General features: G+C 43.9%; 18 protein-coding genes. 4 read left to right on the forward strand and 14 right to left on the reverse strand.

Annotation, left to right across the window (positions count from 1 at the left end; genetic code table 11):
• The first annotated feature begins 146 nt into the window (after positions 1-146).
• A complete protein-coding gene (locus tag FOF60_RS19345) occupies positions 147-620 on the forward strand; it encodes a DUF4279 domain-containing protein (RefSeq protein WP_192473816.1) in 474 nt (157 codons plus the stop codon).
• Positions 621-1,059: 439 nt separating this feature from the next.
• On the opposite strand, the gene FOF60_RS19350 is transcribed toward FOF60_RS19345, so the two are convergent.
• The 8 genes from FOF60_RS19350 to FOF60_RS19385 form a co-directional block, all read right to left on the reverse strand.
• Positions 1,060-2,334 carry an IS110 family RNA-guided transposase gene (locus tag FOF60_RS19350; protein WP_192473834.1) on the reverse strand — a complete coding sequence of 425 codons (1,275 nt, stop codon included), beginning with the start codon at positions 2,332-2,334 and terminating at the stop codon, positions 1,060-1,062.
• 275 nt (positions 2,335-2,609) lie between these two features.
• Positions 2,610-3,824: an NO-inducible flavohemoprotein gene (gene hmpA / locus FOF60_RS19355; RefSeq protein WP_192473562.1), complete on the reverse strand. Its 1,215-nt coding sequence runs from the start codon at positions 3,822-3,824 to the stop codon at positions 2,610-2,612.
• 436 nt (positions 3,825-4,260) lie between these two features.
• Positions 4,261-5,367 (reverse strand): o-succinylbenzoate synthase, encoded by a 1,107-nt coding sequence (gene menC, locus FOF60_RS19360; protein ID WP_192473563.1) that lies wholly within the window; start codon positions 5,365-5,367, stop codon positions 4,261-4,263.
• Positions 5,357-6,847 carry an o-succinylbenzoate--CoA ligase gene (locus FOF60_RS19365; protein ID WP_192473564.1) on the reverse strand — a complete coding sequence of 497 codons (1,491 nt, stop codon included), beginning with the start codon at positions 6,845-6,847 and terminating at the stop codon, positions 5,357-5,359. The genes menC and FOF60_RS19365 overlap by 11 nt, the downstream gene beginning before the upstream one ends.
• A gap of 71 nt (positions 6,848-6,918) precedes the next feature.
• A complete protein-coding gene (gene menB / locus FOF60_RS19370; RefSeq protein ID WP_192473565.1) occupies positions 6,919-7,737 on the reverse strand; it encodes a 1,4-dihydroxy-2-naphthoyl-CoA synthase in 819 nt (272 codons plus the stop codon).
• 15 nt (positions 7,738-7,752) lie between these two features.
• Entirely contained in the window at positions 7,753-8,562 is an 810-nt protein-coding gene (menH, locus tag FOF60_RS19375; RefSeq protein ID WP_192473566.1) for a 2-succinyl-6-hydroxy-2,4-cyclohexadiene-1-carboxylate synthase, read from the reverse strand.
• A complete protein-coding gene (menD, locus tag FOF60_RS19380) occupies positions 8,559-10,310 on the reverse strand; it encodes a 2-succinyl-5-enolpyruvyl-6-hydroxy-3-cyclohexene-1-carboxylic-acid synthase (protein WP_192473567.1) in 1,752 nt (583 codons plus the stop codon). The genes menH and menD overlap by 4 nt, the downstream gene beginning before the upstream one ends.
• Positions 10,307-11,713: an isochorismate synthase gene (locus FOF60_RS19385; RefSeq protein ID WP_192473568.1), complete on the reverse strand. Its 1,407-nt coding sequence runs from the start codon at positions 11,711-11,713 to the stop codon at positions 10,307-10,309. The genes menD and FOF60_RS19385 overlap by 4 nt, the downstream gene beginning before the upstream one ends.
• A gap of 333 nt (positions 11,714-12,046) precedes the next feature.
• Between FOF60_RS19385 and FOF60_RS19390 the strand changes: the two genes are divergently transcribed.
• Together FOF60_RS19390 and FOF60_RS19395 are read left to right on the forward strand one after the other, a co-directional pair.
• The gene (locus FOF60_RS19390; protein ID WP_192473569.1) at positions 12,047-12,979 is read left to right on the forward strand and encodes a 1,4-dihydroxy-2-naphthoate polyprenyltransferase; all 933 of its coding nucleotides are present in this window, start codon (positions 12,047-12,049) and stop codon (positions 12,977-12,979) included.
• A 106-nt stretch (positions 12,980-13,085) separates the two neighbouring features.
• Entirely contained in the window at positions 13,086-13,856 is a 771-nt protein-coding gene (locus FOF60_RS19395) for a TraR/DksA C4-type zinc finger protein (RefSeq protein ID WP_225650468.1), read from the forward strand.
• A gap of 375 nt (positions 13,857-14,231) precedes the next feature.
• On the opposite strand, the gene FOF60_RS19400 is transcribed toward FOF60_RS19395, so the two are convergent.
• From FOF60_RS19400 to FOF60_RS19410, 3 genes are all read right to left on the reverse strand, one after another.
• Positions 14,232-14,705 carry a hypothetical protein gene (locus tag FOF60_RS19400; RefSeq protein WP_192473570.1) on the reverse strand — a complete coding sequence of 158 codons (474 nt, stop codon included), beginning with the start codon at positions 14,703-14,705 and terminating at the stop codon, positions 14,232-14,234.
• Positions 14,698-15,144 carry a DUF2243 domain-containing protein gene (locus FOF60_RS19405; RefSeq protein ID WP_225650470.1) on the reverse strand — a complete coding sequence of 149 codons (447 nt, stop codon included), beginning with the start codon at positions 15,142-15,144 and terminating at the stop codon, positions 14,698-14,700. Before FOF60_RS19405 ends, FOF60_RS19400 begins: the two co-directional genes overlap by 8 nt.
• Positions 15,145-15,306: 162 nt before the next feature.
• Positions 15,307-16,206: a cupin domain-containing protein gene (locus FOF60_RS19410; RefSeq protein ID WP_225650472.1), complete on the reverse strand. Its 900-nt coding sequence runs from the start codon at positions 16,204-16,206 to the stop codon at positions 15,307-15,309.
• 131 nt (positions 16,207-16,337) lie between these two features.
• Here FOF60_RS19410 and FOF60_RS19415 point away from each other — a divergent pair, with 131 nt between their 5' ends.
• Positions 16,338-17,210, forward strand: a complete 873-nt coding sequence (locus FOF60_RS19415; RefSeq protein WP_192473571.1) for an EamA family transporter — start codon at positions 16,338-16,340, stop codon at positions 17,208-17,210.
• Positions 17,211-17,484: 274 nt separating this feature from the next.
• On the opposite strand, the gene FOF60_RS19420 is transcribed toward FOF60_RS19415, so the two are convergent.
• From FOF60_RS19420 to FOF60_RS19430, 3 genes are read right to left on the reverse strand one after another with little or no spacing between them, the layout of a single operon-like run.
• A complete protein-coding gene (locus FOF60_RS19420; protein ID WP_192473572.1) occupies positions 17,485-19,887 on the reverse strand; it encodes a glycogen/starch/alpha-glucan phosphorylase in 2,403 nt (800 codons plus the stop codon).
• Positions 19,877-21,328: a glycogen synthase GlgA gene (gene glgA / locus FOF60_RS19425; RefSeq protein ID WP_192473573.1), complete on the reverse strand. Its 1,452-nt coding sequence runs from the start codon at positions 21,326-21,328 to the stop codon at positions 19,877-19,879. Before glgA ends, FOF60_RS19420 begins: the two co-directional genes overlap by 11 nt.
• A complete protein-coding gene (locus FOF60_RS19430; RefSeq protein WP_192473574.1) occupies positions 21,325-22,353 on the reverse strand; it encodes a GlgC family sugar phosphate nucleotidyltransferase in 1,029 nt (342 codons plus the stop codon). Before FOF60_RS19430 ends, glgA begins: the two co-directional genes overlap by 4 nt.
• Positions 22,354-22,357: the final 4 nt, after the last annotated feature.

The following is a 22,357-nucleotide window of genomic DNA, read 5'->3' on the forward strand; positions in this document are numbered from 1 at the left end:
ATACCTTATTGAACATACGGGCAGGTTAGCACAACAAACGATTACACACCGAGTAAGGATTAATGCCTTATTGTGTGTTGAGCTGAGTTGAAAAGCCAAAAGGAATTTTTCCTGTAACTGTAATGGGATCGGAGGCGGAAATAGAAATGGATAAAACACATACGTATACTTATTTTGGAATAGAGAGTAATGGACAAATCGATAGCAGAGGTTTAGTTGGAAACAAAAGAGGGATTTTTAATCCTGACGATATAACGAATGTACTTGGAATACAGCCGATTCGTTGCTGGAAAAAAGGAGATAAAAGAAGAAATGATACGGAGTATTTGTTTTCCTCTTGGGATGCGGAAAAATCTGATATAGGGAGATTGGATGTCGAAGCACAAGTATTGGATACAATTAAAAATTTAAAAAACAAAATATCAATATTAAATGATATTAAGGAACAGTATGATGTGAATTATGTAATTATGGTTGTGCAAAGTATTTATGGAGATGAAAGCCCTCTAATTGGTTTTAACGAAGATATTATAGAATTTTGCTATTTGACAGGTACAACCATTAACTTCGACACTTATATCTATCAAGACGAAGAGGAAGCAAGCCAGCGAATCAATTAGTTATTTTATATAGAAATGAAAAAGTTTGTGAACAAATGTACTTAAACTCCCTCAGTTTAATACGATTATCTGGCAAATGCTCGCTTATTCGCAGGATTTCATCCTCCTAGGATTACATTTTAATGACCGTAAGGAGTGGATACTGGACATTTGGCTACGTGAAGGCATAGTTAAATAGAAGAGTAGGAATATACTCCATATTTTACCATATAATGTACATCTCCACGCCGCCCCTGGAGGCTTTCCCTCCCATGTCTCAACGGGTCTTCGCCCTCTCATTCCTTCGTCATGCCTATCCAAGGGGTGGAGGCCAGTCTAGCTAACGGAATGGGTCAGTGCCCTTTTGTTTAAGTAACCTGGTACTCCGTACATATTTAGAAATCCTGCGAATAAGCCAACACTCGATCTTTTTTCTTTTCAATTAACCAAAAATATTAAACTAAGCTGCCAAATCTGTTAATGGTTGTACCTTCTTGGGACAATACGATTCGTTATGTCGTGCTATTCCTACAAAAACCCTAGCCAATTTACCGACCAGTTTCATAATGGATTTCATCTTTTTCATTTTCTTAACTTTTACGTTGTTAGAGTGGAGGGTCTTAAATTCTTCATTGTTCACCACCAGGCTCAAAGTGGCAAGGTAAAGGAAACGCCTAAGCCTTGACCTTCCTCGTTTTGAAAGGACTATTTTTCCTTTCCACTTCCCAGAACTAGCTTCAGAGAGATGGAGTCCAGCGTGACGAAGTAATGAATTGCCGTGTGAAAATCCACTTAAATCGCCTGCTTCCCCTAAAATACCCGCTAATGAAATTTCACTAATTCCTTTGATCTTAAGTAGCTTATCTGCAAATGGAATTTTAGGTAGTTCTTCCTTGATTGCCAACTCCACTTTATCAAGTTGGTGAACCGCAAGGTCGTACTCTTCGAGTAATTGTTCTAGGTGGAATTTGTGAGCCTCTACAGCTTGTCTGGTACCGATAGATTTCCTGGCTACATTGAGAAGTAAATAGGCTTTCTTTAACCCAGGCTGCCTTTTCATAAGCGACTTCCAACCGGTCACAATCTCATCTGGCTTCAGGGATTCTAGTTCCATTGGGGTTGGAAAAAGCCGTAATGTTGCGATTGCCCCTTTGCAAGTTATGTCTTTAAAGACTTGTCTTAGTTCGGGAAAAACAATATCCACCCAGCGATTTAATTGATTAACCGAGCTTACAAGCCTTTTAACAATTACATCTCTGTTTGACATTAGAACCCTAAGTTTTTCAAATGGCTCAGAGGAATGTCTGACAAAGGAGTAGTAACCATTCTTCACCATGTCGGCTATGACTAGGGCATCTTTCTTATCACTCTTTGATTGCGTATTATCACGATTTTCCTTATTCCTTTTGACTAAATGGGGATTAACTGTTACTACCTCAATATCACGCTTTATTAGCCATTTAGAAAGATTGATCCAGTAATGGCCTGTAGGTTCCATTCCGACAACGGTTTCCTCTAATCTATGTACTCTTTTAAGATTCTTAATCCAGTTTAATAGTGCTGAAAAACCGTCTTCATCGTTTTGGAAAGTGATTGGATCACCTACCACAATTCCTCGGAAATTGACCGCTCTGGCTACGTGGAATTGTTGGGCAATATCTACCCCAACGACAAGATGTTTGTCAGAAATTCTTTCGATTAGTTGATTTTGTTTGTCCTGCATTTTAAAATTCATAGTAGGGGTTCCTCCTAAGGTTAGAGTTAGAGTCGTGTCTTACTCATATCTTACTGAGGATCCCTTTTTTTATCAAAGCTCAAAAATAACGCTCTACAGGAATGCTATAGGGTGCTAATGTTGAATACGAACCATTATATTTTGAATCCAAAAATACAATCAATTAGAAAAATGGCGTGTCAAAACTGTTGTCAGTTTACACGCCATTTTCATTGTCATTTAAAAGATATGCACCCTAAAACGGAACGGTTTAAAAGAAGGGAGCAAAGTGTTAATTAAGCTTCAAGACTTGCCATTGGACCGAAGAATTCGAAATGAATTCTGTTTTCTGTGACGCCAAGATCTTTTAACGCTGCGTTGATTGCTTTCATGAATGGTACCGGGCCGCAGAAATAGAAGTCAGATTGAGCGAGATCCACATTTTCTTTTAGCCATTCTTTTGTAATATAACCTTCGACGTCAAAGTTGTTGTTCTCACGGTCTTCTTCAGTTGGCTGGTCGTAGAATACCACTGAATTCACCTTTGCCTTTGCAGCAGTTGCCGCGACTTCATCTTTCAGTGCATGGACTTTGCCGTTCTGGGCTGCATGGATGAAAGTCACTTCTTTCTCAGGCTGAAGATCTGCTACTGTGTTCAGCATGCTGACCATTGGAGTCAGGCCAACGCCGCCGCTTAGCAGGACAACTGGTGTATCTTTTTCTGTATCGAGGAAGAAGTCGCCAGCTGGTGCGCTGATCTGCAGGACTTCTCCTTCTTCTACAGTATTGTGAAGGTAATTCGATACCTTGCCATCCGGAGTTTCCATGCCTGTTTCCTTTTTAACGCTGATGCGGTAATAGTCTTTTCCAGGAGCATCCGATAAGCTGTATTGGCGGATATGCGTGAAGTCTTCCCCTTCAATCTCAAGCTTGACGCTGATATACTGTCCTGGCTTGAAAGAAGCGATTGCTTTTCCATCAACCGGCTTCAGGTAAAAAGAAGTGATGACTTCACTTTCATCAACCTTTTTCGCAACAATAAATGGACGGAAGTCCTTCCAGCCGCCTTTTTGGTTTGCAGCTGCATCATACATTTCCGCTTCAACAGAGATGAATGCGTCGGCAATTACGCCATATGCATCTGCCCAGGCATTGATGATCTCATCTGTAGCCGCATCTCCAAGCACTTCCTTGATCGCGATCAGCAAGTGCTTCCCAACGATCGGGTAATGCTCAGGCAGGATGCCAAGACTGCGGTGCTTATGAGCGATCTGGTTTACAACCGGCAGGATTGCTTCAAGGTTGTCGATGTATTTTGCAGCAGCATAGACTGTTCCAGCCAACGCTCTCTGCTGTCTGCCCTGCTTCTGGTTCGCATGGTTAAAAATATTCAAAAGCTCTGGATGATTTTTAAACATAGTTTTATAGAATACTGTCGTGATTTGTTCACCGTGAACTTCAAGGACCGGTACTGTGGATTTGATGATATCAATTGTTTTCTGATCTAGCATAATATACACTCCCCTATGTTTATATCTTCTCGTTGAGGTTTGTTTACCTCATTCCCATAGTGATTATAATAAATTATTTAGGCAGACTAAGTGATTCAAATCACACTATTGTAAAATAGTGCTTTCGAATTACAGTTTGGAAGGGAATTCGCCTCATTCCAAACGAATTTCTTACTAAAAATGCACCCGATTAGGAAATATGACTGTTTAGACCGACTTCAACCTTATGAAAAAAAGTCTGAGAATACTTTTTATAGCGTAAATTCCATTTTTATAGCGAATTATTGATTTTTATAGCGATTTTTAAAATTTTATAGCGACTTTTTAACTTTTATAGCGAAAATCAACTTTTTATAGCGACTTGGAAAAAAACGCTGATTTTTTCCAGTTTTGAGAGAACAAAAATAAAGCACTGCCTAAGCAGTGCTTCTCCTTGCTAAAATTCAAAACGTTCTTCAAATACAGTTACTTCCTTCATTCGCTTCCTGTTCAGTTCAAAGCCGATACCCGGGCTGTCTGGCACCTTGATCATTCCGTTTTCAACTTTGATTTCCGGCTCGATGATATCTTGCTCCCAATAACGGTCTGAGCCTGATATATCACCTGGAATCGTAAACCCTGGGAGAGATGTGAGAGCTATATTATGCGCTCTGGAAATGCCAAACTCTATCATCCCGCCTGCCCAGACTCGAATCCCTTTGGAATGGCAGAAATCATGGATCCGTTTCGCTTCGCCAAGTCCGCCCACCCGGCCGATTTTAATATTGATGACCTTGCAGCTGCCTAGCTCGACTGCTTTCCTTGCGTCATCAAATGTCACGATGCTTTCATCAAGGCAAACTGGTGTCTCGATTTGCCCCTGCAGCCTGGCATGGTCAATGATGTCATCATATCCCAGCGGCTGCTCGATCATCAGCAGTCCGAACTCATCGAGTGCTTTTAAGCGGCCAACATCCTCCAAAGAGTATGCCGAGTTGGCATCCGCCATCAACGGTAGATCAGGATACTGCTTACGAATTTCTGATATATAATGAAAATCATCTTCGGGACTAATTTTTACTTTTACCCGCTTGAAACCTTGCTCAAGATAGCTCTCAATTTGCTTGAGTGCCTCCGCTAAATTCGGGTTGCCTACCACCACACCTGCAGGGATGGATTCTCTGGTTCCACCAATCAGCGTGGATAATGGGACTCCCTCAATTTTCGCCTGTAAATCCCAAAGTGCTGTTTCCAGCGCAGCCTTTGCCATATGATTTCTGCGCACGGAACTAAACAATTCCAAAGCTTGGTCAGGGTGGCTGATCCCCTTCTTTTTCAAAAGTGGAATTAAATAATCCTTTAGCATATGGTATGAAGTCTGGACGGTTTCCTCTGTGTACCATGGAGATGAAAAGGCTACACCTTCCCCATAACCAATAAAACCATTGTGACCTTCAACCTCTACGATGACCGCTTCTCTCTCAGTAACTGAACCCAGATGGGTAGTGAAAGGGTGCTTTAACGGCATTTTGATGATGGCTAATTTAACGGCTTTAATATCCATTGCCATCACCTTCAGCTTCGAGCCACTCGCGCAGTTTACGCCTTAATAATTTCTTCGCGGCATTCCTTGGCAGGTTGTCAACAAAGTAAAATCTTTTCGGTAGCTTGTATTTTGCGAGTTTCTCTTCGCAAAGAGCCAGCAACGCATCTTCTGATACGCCAGGATCGCTTTTTACAATAAAAGCCACAGGTACCTGTTGCCACTTTTCATCTGGCGCTCCGATCACACCGGCATCAGCAACACCAGGGTGGGAAAGCAGAATGCCTTCGATTTCTGCAGGATAGATATTTTCACCGCCAGAAATGATTAAATCTGAACGGCGGTCAAGGACATAAAGAAAACCATCGGCGTCCATATAGCCAATATCACCGGTATGAAGCCACTTCTCACGAATTTTATCAGCAGTCTCACCGGGACGGTTAAGGTACCCGATGGTTACGTTCGGCCCTTTGACGACAATCTCTCCCTCAGCACCTGAAGGAACCTCCTGGCCTTCACCATCGATAATCCTGATCTGGTTAGGGAACAGCGCTTTACCAGCAGAACCAAGTCGTTCAATGCTGTATTCCGGTGATAATGTCGCAAACTGCGATGAAGTTTCGGTCATGCCATAGGTCTGGAATACAGGGATATCTTTTTCGAGACAGGCCTCCAGCAAAGGAAGCGGTGCTGGCCCTCCCCCAAGCAGCATGCAGCGGAAGGATTCCGGCAATCTTCCTGATCCCAGTTCTTCAAGGATCCGTCTCAACATCGTGCTAACAACCGACATGATGGTTATTTCGTATCGCTCGATATCCTCGATTACCTTCTTTTCGTCATAAGACGAATGTAAAACAACGGGCATTCCGTAAATCTGACTCCTCATCAAAATAGAATAGCCGCTGATATGGAAGATAGGGACAGTGCAAAGCCATTTATCATGTTCATACAGACCGAGATTAAGTGCAGATGCATTCGCGCTCCACCAATGGTTTCCATATGTTTGCATGACACCTTTCGGATTGCCGGTGGTGCCGGATGTATACATGATTGTTGTGACCTCGTTCATGTCGTATTCATCAAGGACTAAGGAATCACCATCCTCTAGCTGTTTCAGCTTGTAAGTACTGACGAATTTGATTCCTGAGCTTATTGACGTTACCTTTTCATCAAACCCGGATTCATACACCAGCACTTCAGCATCACAATCACCCAACTGCCATGAAAGCTCCTCCGATGTCAGGCGATTATTCAAAATCACAGCCTTGAATCCGGCCATCTGCAAGGCGTATAAAATGAACACAGATTCTGCTTGATTAGAAAACAAAACCGCCGCCGTAGATCCTTTATGTAAACCCAGTGTCCCAAGCTTGCCAGTATAAGCTTTTGCTTCTTCAAAAACTTCTGAAAACGTATATGTCCGCCCCTCAAAAATCAACGCTTCACGATGGGGAGATAGTTCTGCCCGCTTTTTCAGCCAGTTTGGCATGGTTTCAGTCATGGATGTCACCTCTTCTCTACATACTAAAACAGCTTGATGGAGGTCCATCAAGCTGTTTGCAAACTATAAAATCAAGGGAATCTTGGGAACTGACCGAAGTCTGGCTTGCGCTTTTCCTTGAATGCATCGCGGCCTTCTTTTGCTTCTTCTGTTGTATAGTAAAGCAATGTTGCGTCCCCAGCCATTTGCTGAAGTCCAGCAAGTCCATCAGTGTCAGCGTTCATTGCAGCTTTTAAGAAACGAAGTGCTGTCGGACTCTTCTCAAGGATTTCCTCACACCACTTGAGTGTTTCTTCTTCAACCTGATCAAGAGGTACAACTGTGTTTACAAGACCCATGTCCAAAGCTTCCTGGGCATTGTACTGACGGCACAAGAACCAGATTTCGCGAGCCTTTTTGTGGCCGACGATTCTTGCAAGGTAACCTGAACCGTAACCAGCATCAAAGCTTCCTACTTTAGGGCCTGTCTGGCCAAAGATTGCATTATCAGCAGCGATAGTCAGGTCACATACGACATGAAGCACATGTCCGCCGCCGATTGCGTAACCTTTAACCTGTGCAATTACCGGCTTAGGGATTACACGGATCAAGCGCTGAAGGTCCAGGACATTCAAGCGTGGGATCTCATCTTCACCAACGTAGCCGCCATGTCCGCGTACTTTCTGGTCTCCGCCTGAGCAGAATGCATCATCTCCAGCACCTGTTAGCACGATTACGCCAACGCTTGAATCATCACGAGCATAAGCAAACGCATCGATCATTTCCATAACCGTTTTTGGACGGAAAGCGTTACGCACTTCCGGGCGGTTAATAGTGATTCTGGCAATACCGTTATATGTTTCATACAGAATATCTTCATACTTGCGTTCTGAAACCCATTCAACTGTCATTAAGACAACCTCCTATTATGTATTCGACAAAAACTCACTTACTATTGTACCAAATTTTTCACGTTCTTCCACATGAATTGCATGGCCGCAGCCATTTATCGTCAAATGTGTCGGATTTGGGAGTCTGGAAGCCATGTCTGTGGCTATTTTACAGAACTTTTCATCAAGCTCACCTGTAATCAAAAGGGTCTCGAAATCGAAGTTTTCCAGCTGGTCCCACCATGAAGGCTGGGCACCTGTCCCCATACCCCTAAGGCTGTTGGCCAGTCCGACAGGGTTATTCCTCAGCCTTTGACTTCTTATTTGTTCCCTTACTTCTTCAGGAAGATTCAGCTGTGACTGAAATAGCGGGATCGATTCCCAAAAATCGATGAATGGTTCCAGGCCTTCCTGCTCGATTCTGGCTGCCAGCTTGTGGTCCTGTCGGATTCTTGCTTCACGGTCCTCAGGATTGACCAAACCTGGTGTCGTGCTTTCCAGAACCAGCTTCCTTACTCTCTCAGGATAAAGACTCGCAAACGTGATCGCCGTCCTGCCTCCCATTGAGTATCCAAGGAAATCCGCTTTGTCAATGCCCAGCTGATCTAAAAGCATCTTCAAATCATTTGCGGCTTTCTTGATGTCATATCGCGCCATATCGCCTGGCGATTCAGTCTCACCGTGGCCAATAAGGTCGGCCATCAGCAGCTGGGAATGCTGTCCCCACATAGGAGAAAACGGCTTCCAAGTAGAAGCCGCGCCAGTAAAACCATGAAGCAACACAAGGGGAAAGCCATCGCCGCACTGCTCGACATGATATCGTACGCCGTTGATCAACGTCTTCATTTTGTGTCACCTTTTAGCATAGCAGTTATTTCCCGGGAAACAGAATTCCACAAATCTCGATGTTCCTTCAGGTTGGAATCCCTCGTAGTCCTGATTTCCATCACTTTTAAGCCGCCAATCTCTTGATTTTTGGCAAAAGTCTCTGAAAAATGCTCCCAATCTTGGATTAAATCATATTTCCCGTTGTACATTTCGACAGCAAGGCTGAAATCCAGGTCCAATGGGGTACCGAAAAGCTTTTCAAAATGCTTCGGTTCCCTTGCCTGAGGCAGGAACGAGAAAATCCCTCCGCCATTATTGTTGATAAGCAAAATATTGATATCGATATTATATAATTTTGAAGCCAGTAAACCATTTAAATCATGATAGAATGTCAGGTCGCCCAATACAAGATAGCATGGCTGGGATACACTCGCTACACCAAGTGCGGTGGAGACGATACCGTCGATTCCATTCGCCCCTCTGTTTGCCATTACCTTGATATTCTTCTCATTTAATAGGAAGAACGAATCAAGGTCCCTGATTGGCATGCTGTTTCCGACAAACAATGTTGAGCCTTCTGGAAGCATTTCAGTAAGCTGCTGGAATAGCTTGCCTTCACTTAAGTCCTCAACTTGAGAAATAGCTGCTAACTGTTCTTTGGCCAGTTCATTGACGTTGAGCCATTTTTGCAGATAGTCAGACTTTCCTGCAGGTGAAGCAGCCTCGCTTATTTTTTTACAGAATAAAGCCTCATCGCAATATAACATATCAGAAGCTGACATCGTAGGCTCACGCCAGCCAGCACCGCTGTCGACCACGAATTGGCGGGCATTACGGTTTTCTTTTATAAAAATAGTCAGAGCTTTAGAGATTGGCATTGCTCCAAACCGGATGATGACATCAGGCTTCAATTCTTCCTTCGCATCTTCATTTCTTAAAAACGCATCATAGGCATCAATGATGTGTTGTCCATCATGCTTTCCGCTGCGCAATTGTGACAGCGGATCCGCGATGATTGGGAATTGCAGCTTATTAGCAAGGGCAATGACTTCATCGGTAAATTCGCTATTGTCGAGCTGTCCGCAGACAATGATTCCCTTTTTATAAGAAGCGATACCCTCACTGATTGCAGAAAACATTTGATCTGATAAGCTCAGATGGCCAGTCTCAATTTCCACATAACCGCCAACGCGCTCAGGCAGCTCGAACAAGTTATCATTCATTATCGGAATCAGAGGCTCCCTGAACGGGAAATTCAAATGCACCGGACCTTGTGGATAGCTTGCAGCAGTAGCCGCAGCTCTTCCGCAAACAGTTCTGGCATAGCGGATCATATCCTCCGTTTTTTCCGGCGGTGCCATTTCGACGAACCATTTTACATTTTTGCCGTACAAATGAATCTGATCTATCGCCTGAGGCGCGCCGACATCACGCAATTCATGCGGACGGTCTGCTGTCAGGACAATCAGTGGAATCCTTGAAATACTTGCTTCAATCACCGCTGGATAATAGTTCGCCGCAGCAGTACCTGATGTACAAAGCAAAGCGACGGGCTTTTGGGTGGCCTTCGCAATTCCAAGCGCGAAGAAGGAAGCAGATCGCTCATCAACCTGGATATGGATGCGCAAGTCTGGGTGCTCGGCCATAACCAATGCCATTGGCGTTGACCTTGAGCCAGGACTGATGACAACATCCTTTACTCCTGTTTTCGATAATTCTGCAACAAATGCTGCGATATAAGCTGTTAAACCTTCCTGGTGGCTCATGTATTTTTTCCTCCAAGTGCATTAAGCATCGGCCGGAACTTGATGCTAGTTTCTTTATATTCACTATCGGCATTTGAATCTGCTACGATGCCGCAGCCCGCAAATAGCGATGCTTCATTCCCCTGAATCAGGCCTGAGCGGATCGCTACGGCAAATTCTCCATTTCCCTGATAATCCATCCAGCCAACAGGTGCGGCATAAAGGCCTCTGTCCAGCTGTTCAATTTCCCTGATTTTCTCGATCGCTGCCTGCTTCGGCAAGCCGCCCAATGCAGGAGTCGGGTGAAGTCTGTTTACTAAATGAAGAAGTGACGTACCTTCCCGATTTTTACCGATGACAGGTGTATATAAATGTTGAATATACTTCATTTTCATTAAAACAGGCTGTTCAGGGAGGATCACCTGATCACAGGTTTCTTCCATCGCACTCCTGATCATGTCCACCACATATTGGTGCTCAATCAGATTTTTCTGGTCTGTTAAAAGTTCCTCACCGAGCTTTTCATCTTCTTCAGGAGTACTGCCTCTGGCAATCGAACCTGCCAGACAGGCTGAAAACAGGCTTGCTCCATCCTTTTTGACCAGCCTTTCGGGAGAAGCTCCGATAAAGCAGTCACCATTGGATTCATACGCAAATGTAAAGCTTTCTTGTTGATTCTCCAAAAGATTCGCCAAAACGCTTTCTGCCTGGACTTCATCTTTAAAATGAAGACGAAGCTCGCGCGCAAGCACGACTTTCTTCAGTTCGCTATTTTCAAAACCATCTACAACATCCGTGACTGTCTGCTTCCATGCTTCAGGATCGATTTCGATAATATCCTTTAGATCAAGCCTGGCTAGCACTGGTTTCTGTCCAGCCTTCGAAAGAACCTCTTCCCTCTCCCTAGTGACTTTATCAAACAGTGATATATCATCATGCTGGGTGCAGACTACATTGGTTGTAAAATAAGCCTCTCCCTTTACAATCGTCAGCATATATTTAGGAATGTGGAAAAGAGCTTCCGAAAATTTCGACCATAATCCCGTCTTCTTTTTCAGAGGATCAAAGGTAAAACCACCAAGCATCGATGGCCCCGTTCCATTTACATTACATTTATTAAAAACCAATGCCGTATCCATGAAGCGCTTCCACTCTTTTTCAACATGAAAAAAGCGGTCAGCTCCCTGATCCGACTGTATTTGTCCGCATATACCCAATCCAGTTAGATAGTGTTCACCTTCAGGATCCTTCCAGAAAAAGCGCTCTCCAAAAAACTTTTCCCTGCCTGAAGCAAAAAAATAAAAAGGATCTATACGATTTATTTTATGGACCTCGCTGACCAAAACCGACTGAGATTGTCCTTTGGCCCGCTCAATCGCCTCTAGAATTCCTTGTCTAAGTTCCGTTTCCTGAATGGCAACCAAAATTATCCCCCCAATAACAGCCTCTCATCTGTTATCACACGTTTTAAAGCTTATTTTAAGATACACCTCATACACCACGATGTCAACGATGGCGGGCTTTCCTAACCTTTTACCATCCTTATTATATATATTGCACGCAGACAGTTGAGGCAATCTGGAAAAACCATCCTCATTATACGTGAAAATACTAATTGACAGTGCATATGTGAATATCTACACTAATAATTGTAAGGTAATTTAGCCTAGATATGAAAGGTCTTTTTGACAATTTTGGCTCTTTTAGATAAAATATTAAGGTTTGATAGATTGATATTATAAGGGAGAGAATTAGTTATGCAACCACAGCTACAGCCTAGTTCTTCACCAGCAGTCAATGGCGCAGACTGGAGAGTCTGGTGGCAGCTTACACGGCCGCACACTTTGACAGCCGCATTTGCACCTGTCCTTCTGGGGACTGCTTTAGCGATTGAATACAGTGGTGGAATCCATTGGGGAATGTTCCTCGCGATGTTAATAGCCAGTCTGTTGATTCAGGCAGCAACGAATATGTTCAATGAGTATTATGATTTTAAACGCGGACTTGATAATGAAAACTCCGTTGGAATCGGCGGGGCAATTGTCCGTCACGGTATAAAGCCTAAAACCGTTTTGAATCTCGCTTTTGGCCTATATGGAATTTCAGTCCTTCTTGGTATATATATTTGCATGAGCACCAGCTGGTGGGTCGCTGCTGTCGGCGTCGTTTCCCTGGCTGCTGGTTATCTTTATACAGGCGGTCCATTGCCGATTGCCTACACTCCTTTTGGAGAGCTTGTCGCAGGATTTTTCATGGGTGTACTGATCATCCTTATTTCCTTCTACATCCAGACAGGCACTGTCACTCCAACTAGTGTACTTGTTTCATTTCCTAGCTTTTTGCTTGTCGGAGCGATCCTGCTTGCGAATAATATTCGCGACCTGGATGGCGACAAGGAGTTTGGCCGGCAAACTCTGGCAATCCTGCTTGGACGAAAAGGGGCCATCAGGCTGCTAGCAGGAATGTTCATTGTATCCTACGCCTGGGTAATCGGCCTGATTTTTACAGGTGTCGTGTCACCTTGGCTGGCGATTGTTGCTCTTAGCATTCCTAAGGCTGTAAAAGCAACGAAAGGCTTCATCGGAAAATCAAATCCATTGCAAATGATGCCGGCTATGGCAAACACAGCAAAGACTAACACGATTTTCGGCTTGCTTTTATCTGTAGGGATTTTCATCAGTTTGATATAGTCACACTCGAGAAGCTTCTGCCTTTGGCGGAAGCTTTTTCTATGTTTCTTAAAATGACGAGCGGGTATTTAGTACGTATGACACGAATCAAAACTAAGGATGTGTAATGATGCTGACAAATGACCAGCTTACCCAATTGAAGCAAATGCTAATAGATGAAAAAGAAACACTTATTACTCAAATAGATAACAATGAAGAGGAAGGTTATCTGGAGGGCAGCCAAAGAGATGCTACCGGAGAGCTTTCTTCATACGATAATCATCCAGCTGACAGCGGCACAGAGCTGTTTGAGCGCAGTAAAAACCTTGCGCTGGACGAGCATCATGATGACCAGATTGAGAAAGTGGATCATGCCCTGAAGGCTATTGAGGATGGTACTTACGGTAAATGTGCAGAGTGCGGTAAAGAGATCCCGTTTGAACGTCTTGAAATAGTCCCATATACATTATATTGTGTCGAGCACTCACAAGAACAGAACTTATCAAACGACCGTCCAGCGGAAGAAGATGTTCTTGAGTATACTCACGACACAGATTTCGATCGCAGGCAAAACGAGGAGATGGCCGATAACAGGAACAGCTTTAATGATGTAGCTGAATTCGGTACTTCTGAAACACCATCTGACCTTACAGGTGATCATGAAGATTATAATAAGCTCTATATTGATAATGAAAAAGAACGCGGCTTCACGGAAGACTATGAATCCTTCAGTGCAACAGATATTGAAGGTGATGACCGCCAAGTATTCCAGAGTGACAGCGAAGAAGATTACGAAGAAATGCTCGACGAAGCCGGTATGGAGTCCGAGCTTGGAGATATCCCTTACAAAGAGGGCGACAGCTATATCAATGATGATAAGAAAGAGAATAAGGAATAGACAACAGCCTCAGTTCATTTTTTTGGACTGAGGCTTTGTTATGCAGTGGATTTATTAAACATTATCATAAAAAAATGATACCCATTTAAATAGAATATTTGATATCTCGATTATAATTTTATGATTGGCGATAAATTTTCCAGTATATAGAAGGTAAGTAGACCAAGAGAGTCGATTGGTGACCTTAATTTCAATTTTCAGGGAAAACAGGGCACCAATAAGCACCATTGGTGACCTTAATTTCACTTTTTACGAAAAACAGGGCACCAATAAGCACCATTGGTGACCTTAATTTCACTTTTCCTTTTAAAAAGGGCACCAATGAATTCAAACTGCGACCCAAATTGGAGCTTGATAAAAGTTCCACAAATCTACTCACTTTCCATTTTCCACTACGACACTACTGCTGATTGGATTTCCTCTATAAGCTAATGCCCCGTGATTATTGGAATTAAGTGTGACCATAATTTCATTCTCGCCTTTTTTCAAAGAGTCCAAATTATAGAAATGTCCATACAGCCGATTGACTTTTTTGCCGTTCACATAAATATGGGCATGGCCCTCGTTAAAACTAGGATCAGCGTTCCCTACTTTTTGGGGCGCGAACCTAAAATGATTAGTATCAACACTTAATAGCCAGGTACCTGACTTGTCTTCAGTGACGCTAATATTCACAGATGGAACCTGGTAACCCTCGGGAATTTCTACATATTCATGCTGCATATGGTTCGCTGAAGAGGGATTGTGCTCATTATTACTAGTAAAATAAAAAAAGAACACAATGAACGGTATAAAAAAGATTAAAAAACTTTTTAACCTTGCCACCTTCTGCACCTCACCTTCACGCATTCGGCTCCAACCGCTTAATCATAAATCCGATAACCACTAACAGAGCACCTATCGCCAAAAATGCCAGGTCGTACATCAAAGGATTTTCTGCCATGGGCTTGACGCGATGCACTTGCAGGATATGATGATCAACAATTCCTTCAACGAGATTGAACGCTCCGCCGCCGATGAAGATTCCGCCAAGGAAGATCCTCCAGCTGGAACCAAGCTGGTTCTTTCGGGCATCCTGGAAGATTTTCACCCCGCCCCAGAGAAGCTTTGCAGAAAACAATGCGGTGAATAACCCGTCTGTAAAAATCTCCAGCTGAATATTATCGCTAAGGACCATATGGTGCCATTGGAGCAGCTGGTGGAACACGATTCCATCTATTGCGCCCAATAATCCTAATCCCAGGATCAAGCCGGCGATAAATAAATTCTTATTTTCTTTTTTCAACAAAATACACCCTCTTAAAAGATTTCATACTATCACGATTAGTGCCCAAAAATTATCCGGATTATACGGCAAAACAAAAAAAGATTGGAGAGCTCTCTCCAATCCTAATGGAGCAATACTCTCCAACCCTATTGAAAAAATGATCTCCAATCTTGTTACCGCTATTTACTCCGCTTCCATCGCATCTGCTTTTGTTTCGTGGACAGTTCCGAATGGATGCTCAGGTGGTGCATATATTACATATACTTTCAGCTTTGTATCGCCGATATTCGTAACATTATGCCATTTCCCCTCAGGAATCAAAATCGCATAATCATCGGAGACTCTAGCCTCAAAATCGAGATTATCTTTACTGTCCCCCATTTGTACAAATGCTTCTCCTTCTTCTACTCGAATGAATTGATCGCCGGTTTCATGGACCTCCAGACCAATGTCATCACCGACATCAATGCTCATGACAGTCAACTGAAGGTTGGTGCCGGTCCATAAGGCAGTACGGAATGTTTCATTTTGCACGGTAGCATCTTCAATATTGATGGTAAAAGGCTGCTTTCCATAATCAATTAATGGTCTGTGCTCTTCTTGCCTTAAACAGCCAAATCTTGTTGCATGCTCAATTTCATCTGCAAATGCCCGAAAGAAGACATTTCCTACCGGAAGATACTGAGTCAGCAAATAACTGTTGCGATATTCATGATAATCTTCTACTTCTGCTTCATATGCCTTTTGCAAGCCTTCCTGATAAGAGCGGAAATCCACTTGATCAATCTGGTATTGCGGCGATTGCCCTGTAAGTGTGACAAACAGGTCGGTAAATTGTTTTAAGTGGACTTGCTTATCTTCCAGCGCCTGCTGTATCGCTTTCTTATGCCTTTGATTTGGTGCAGATTGTGCAAGGCGACTGTAAAATTCAACTGCTGAAGCTTCCCCTTTTATTCCAGCAAGCAGCGCTTCAAGTACCTGCTGATGGCTGTTTTGACTGGATCTTGCCATAAAGCTTGGGCTATTTGCTCTTGAGTAGTCATATGGATAGGAATAGGATGGACCGTTATACAAATTGCTCATTCCCTTCACAGGTTTTATCAACCTATCCTATGCCCAGTCCTCAGGAAACGTACATTGTTCGATTTATGGACAGAATATTCTTGCTTCAGAATCCCAAACTAAGAGTAACTTTTTAGAAATGGAGTTAAACGATGAGTATTATTTTAGCCTTATTGGCCGCGCTATTCGCTTCCTTTACTGCCATTCTCGCCAAAATCGGAATCAAGGATGTCGATTCAAACCTGGCAACTGCTGTCAGAACAATTGTGGTCGTCATCATGGCCTTTCTGATGGTTGTGATTACCGGTCAAACGGAAAATATAATGGAAGTGTCAACAAAGTCATTCATCTTTCTTGTGCTCTCTGGATTGACGACTGGTCTTTCCTGGCTTGCCTTTTTCAAAGCAATCCAAATTGGGGATGTTTCCAAAGTAGTCCCCATTGATAAGGCAAGTGTCGTGTTGACCATCCTGTTATCATTTGTTGTTCTTAGGGAGCCTGCGACCATGCCTGTTGTGGCTGGTGGTATCATTATATCTATTGGAACTTTTGTACTGATCGGAAAAGATAAAAAGAAGAAAAAGCAGAGGAAAAAGGTGTTCAATACCAAATCATATATTTTTCTCGCCATCATGTCTGCAGTTTTTGCCGCCCTGACCAATATCCTCGCTAAAATCGGAATTGAAGAGGTTGATTCCAATGTTGCTACCTTTATCAGAACAGTGGTGATCATTATTTTTGCCTGGGGAATTGTGTTTTTCCAGGGGACTGTGAAGGAGCTCAAGAGAATCTCCAGGAAATCTTACATATTCCTGATCCTGTCCGGCGCAGCAACTGGCTTCTCATGGTTATGTTATTTCGCAGCTCTGGCAATCGGCAAAGTAAGCATAGTCAATCCAATTGACAAATTCAGCGTTGTATTGACGATGATCCTAAGCTTCATCATTTTAAAAGAAAAGCCAACCAAATCCACTGTTGCAGGTGCTGTACTGATCACGATAGGAACCGCGTTGTTGATTTTATAGCGAAGAGTGAGCCTTTTTCAGATTCAATGGTCCCATTTGGGCTTATAGACTTTTCTATATGCCCTTTTTAGCTTCTTTGATCTCATTCAGGCTTATAGAATCTTTCTAATGCCCTTTTGGCGTTCCCGCTACCTCATTTGGGCTTATAGAATCTTTCTATACGCCCTTTTGATGTTCCCGCTAACTCATTTGGGCTTATAGAATTCCGACAAGCTACCAATCCATGAATATAGCAAAAAGGCCAAGTCGTCCCACGACCTGGCCTTTTGCAATATTAAACTTTTAAAGCTGATTGTACCTTCCAGATTTGGTCTGCATACTCCATAATGGTCCTGTCACTGGAGAAATAACCTGATTTCGCGATATTAACCAGGCTCTTCTGCAGCCAAGCGTTTCGGTCCAAATAACTCCGGCTGACATCCTGATGGGCCTCTGCATATGAAGCAAAGTCCCTCAAAACGAAGTACTGGTCATTATGTCCGAGCAAGGTATCGTAGATTTCATTAAAATGGTTTTCTGTATCCGGGAAGAAGCCATTGACCAGCTGGTCGACCACTCCTCGGATCCTTTCATCATGGTGATAATATTCGAGTGAATGGTAGCCGCCATTGGTCTGGTAATCCAGCACTTCCTCTGCGGTCAACCCAAACAGGAAGATATTCTCCCTGCCGACCAAATCGGTGATTTCGACATTGGCGCCATCAAGCGTTCCAAGTGTCATAGCTCCGTTCATCATGAATTTCATATTCCCGGTGCCAGAAGCCTCTTTACTGGCGGTTGAGATTTGTTCACTGATATCCGCAGCCGGAAAAATTTCCTCCGCCAGAGATACCCGATAATTTTCTAGGAAAACAACCTTCAGCTTTCCATTCGTCGCTGGGTCATTGTTCACCTTATCTGCCACGCAGTTAATCAGCTTAATGACCTTCTTGGCAAAATAGTAACCTGGAGAAGCCTTTGCCCCAAAAATAAATGTGCGCGGATACAGCAGTGCTTCAGGATCCTTTTTTAAAGCATTATAGAGATGCATGATGTGCAGCACATTCAGAAGCTGCCGCTTATAGGCGTGCAACCTTTTTACCTGGACGTCAAAAATCGATTCCGTATCCACCTGGATCCCGGTTTTATCCAAAATCCGCTTGGCCAGACGTTCCTTGTTGGCCAGCTTGATTCCGTGCAGCCTTTCAAGGAAAACAGAGTCATCCTTAAACCGCATTAACTCTTCCAACTTTTGAGGAGAAGAGACCCAGTCACTGCCAATGGCATCTGTAATCAATCCGGACAAGCCAGGATTCGCCTTCAGCAGCCAGCGGCGGTGGGTAATTCCATTTGTCTTGTTATTGAAGCGGTCAGGATAAAACTGATAAAACAGGTTCATCTCCCGGTTTTTCAGGATATCCGTGTGAAGCTGTGCAACACCATTGACACTATGGCTGCCGACAATGGCAAGGGGCGCCATCCGTACCTCGTCATGGGCGATGATCGCCATGCTCTCAACCCGGGCCCAGTCTCCTGGATACTGATCCCAAACCTGCTTGCAGAAGCGCTCATTGATTTCCTCGACAATCATGAAAATGCGCGGCAGCAGCGGCTTGAAAATCCGGATCGGCCATCTCTCCAGTGCCTCAGCCAGTGTTGTATGGTTCGTATAGGAAAGCGTCTGGACGGTGATATCCCACGCATCTTCCCAGCCAAGGCCCTCTTCATCCATCAAGATCCTCATCAGCTCTGGAACAGCAATCGCCGGATGTGTGTCATTGATATGGATACTTACATAATCATGGAACTCTAGCAAGCTCTTATTCTTCTTTTTAAAAGATTTCACGATCGCCTTAAGGCTGGCGGCGACAAGGAAATATTGCTGCTTGAGGCGAAGGATTTTCCCCTCATCATGCGTGTCATCCGGATATAAAAATTCGGAAACAGATTCTGTATCCTTTTTGTATTTAAAAATATCAGCGTTTGCCGGGAACCTTGATGGCTCTGCATTCCAAAGCCTCAACGTATTTACAGTCTGTGTCTCATAGCCGATGACAGGCAAATCATATGGTACTGCCATGATTGTTTCTGCATTCAAATGCCTGAAGACAAGCCGTCCATTCTCCATCCTGCTTTCGATTTCACCCCAGAACGGAACCTCAACCGCATCATCCGTTTTGCGTATTTCCCAGACATGACCATGTCTAAGCCATTGCTCAGGAAGCTCCACTTGATAACCATCCACTATTTTCTGCTCAAATAATCCATGTTTATAGCGGATTCCGCAGCCATGTCCCGGCAGGTCAAGAGAAGCTAGGGAATCAAGGAAACAGGCAGCCAGGCGGCCGAGACCGCCATTTCCAAGCCCGGCATCCGCCTCGATTTCCTCCAGTTGATCCAACTCAATGCCCAGCTCCCCGAGCCCTTCACTGACCACCTTTTCCACTCCTAAATTGATGAGGTTATGCCTTAGCAGCCGGCCGAGCAGGAACTCGATCGACAAGTAATAGACCTGCTTTTTCGCTCCGGCACGATATAGTTCGTTTGTTTTGATCCAATCAGAACTCACATGCTCCCTGATCATATGCCCGAGAGTCTGGAACTGCTCCCGGCTCGTGCTTTCTTCAAAGCTGGTTCCAAACATCATCTCGAGTTTTTTCAAGAAAGCATTTTTGAATTGGGGAACACTAGAAAACATGCGATTCACTCCTTGAGATGAGATCGGAATATAATTCTTCATATTGTCTGGCAGACTGTGCCCAACTGTAGTCTGTCTCCATAGCATTTTTCGCCAGCTTAAGCCATTTTTCGCGCTTATGGTAAAAAGACAGCGCCCTTTCAAGCGTAAACAGCATGTCATGGGCGTTGAAGTTGGCAAAGGAAAAACCATTACCTTCACCATTAAATTCATTATATGGCTGTATAGTATCGTTCAGGCCGCCAGTTTCTCTGACAACAGGAATTGAACCATAGCGCATTGCTAGCATCTGGCTTAGCCCGCAAGGTTCGAATTTGGATGGCATCAGGAACAAGTCGGAGCCTGCATAGACTTGATGGGCCAAATTCTCATCAAATCCAATGTATACGCCGCACTGCTCAGGATAACGCGCTGACATTTCCCTGAAAAATTGCTCAAACTCAGGGTCGCCTGTTCCCAGCACGACAAGCTGCATTCCAGTCGCCATGATTTCATGGAAGACTCCCCTGACCAAATCGAGGCCCTTCTGCTTCGTCAGCCTTGTGATCATCGCCACAACAGGGATCTCTTCGTTTTCCGGCAAACCGAAATCACGCTGTACTTGAAGCTTGTTTTCGACTCTTCTTTCAAGTGAGTCCACTCCGAAATTGACAGCCAATCCAGGATACTTTTCAGGGTCGTATAAATCGTGATCAATCCCATTCAAAATCCCGGATAAATCCTCCCTTCTTTTCCGCAGAATGCCATCCAGCCTTTCACCATAAAAATCAGTCTGGATTTCTGCCTTGTAGGTAGGACTGACAGTCGTAATATGGTCAGCAGCAATTAAAGCTGCTTTCATGAAGTTGGTGTTCCCGAAAAATTCCAGCTGCTCTTCATTAAAATAACGGCTGTCAATCTGCAGCAGGTCCCCCAATACCTCTGGAGGGAAGATTCCCTGGAACTGCAGATTATGAATCGTGAACACGGACCTGATCAAACCGTATCCAGGACGCTTATAGTACTCTGTCCTGAGTAAAAATGGAATCATCCCTGTGTGCCAATCATGGCAATGGATCACATCAGGATAAAATTCGATTTCTGCGATCAATTCAAGGACGGCCCTGTTAAAAAATGCGAACCGTTCACCATCATCATAATGACCGTAAAGACTATCGCGCTTGAAATAATATTCATTATCTACAAAATAGAAAGTAACGCCGTCGTACTCAAGAGTTTCAATGCCGCAGTATTGCGAGCGCCAGCTTAATTGCACATTATACTCTTTCACTTTCTTCATTTCAGAGCGGAACTTCTCGGGGATCAGCCCATACTTCGGTAAAATCACCCGGACATCCGTCCCCAGTTTTTTGAGTTCCTTCGGAAGCGAACCTGCTACATCAGCCAAGCCTCCTGACTTGATGAACGGGACACATTCCGATACAGCAAATAAAACCCTCACGAGCTGCTCCCCACTCCCTGAACCGTACCCTTGCGGATGACAGCCGGTGACTCTGCTGGCGCTGTAATCACTGTCCCTGCTTCGATTCTTGCATCCTTATCAACAATCACTGAATCCAATAGACAATTCTCCTTAATTTGTGTCTTCTGCATGATGATGCAATTGCGGATGACAGTACCTTTGCCGATTTTTACCCCGCGGGCAATGATGCTGTTTTCCACCGTGCCCTCAATCATTCCGCCGTTGGCAACCATCGAATTTCGTACCGATGCGTCCACATCATAACGGGTCGGCGGCTCATCCTTTACCTTGGTCAGGATTGGCCTTTCTTTCGGAAATAACTCTTTCCAAACTTCTGGCTTCAGCAGATCCATGCTGGTCTTGAAATAATTTTCAATCGTAGCAACCATTGAAGCATAGCCTTCAAAATTGTAATAACAGAGATGGAACTGGCTATCGAGATCGGTCACGACATCCCTCATATTCGAATAGCCCGTTTCATTACGCGTCAAGACCAAATCCATCAACAATGTCTTTTTTACGAGGTATATGCCAAGCGATTTCCCATCCTTCTGCACCTCGGTGATGTCGCAGCCAGATTTAATATGCCAATCAAGCAGCGGCTGGAAATCCATATTGAATACCGTATAGGAATTCGAAATGAGCGCATACTCCTGGGTACTCCGTTCAAAGAAGTCTATGTTGTCAGCAAAGTGGTCAAGCGTGCCGATTCCTGTATAATGTTTATCCAGGTTAGGTGCAGGGAAGAAAAATAGTCCATCCCTTTTCCTGTTAAGATCCCAGTTCCTGCCTGACCCCAAATGGTCCATCAGCGACCTGTATTGAAATTTAGGAAAAATAGCCACGCTCTGGATTCCTGAGTTGACCATATTGGAAAGGATAAAATCAATCAGCCTGTATCGCCCGCCGAATGGGATGGCTGCCACCGACCGATGAACGGATAGTTCCTGGAGATCATCGTGGACAGTTGTCGCATCTATTACTCCTAATAATTGTTTGTTCATTTCT

The sequence above is a fragment of the Mesobacillus jeotgali genome, assembly GCF_014856545.2.
GTDB lineage: Bacteria > Bacillota > Bacilli > Bacillales > Cytobacillaceae > Mesobacillus.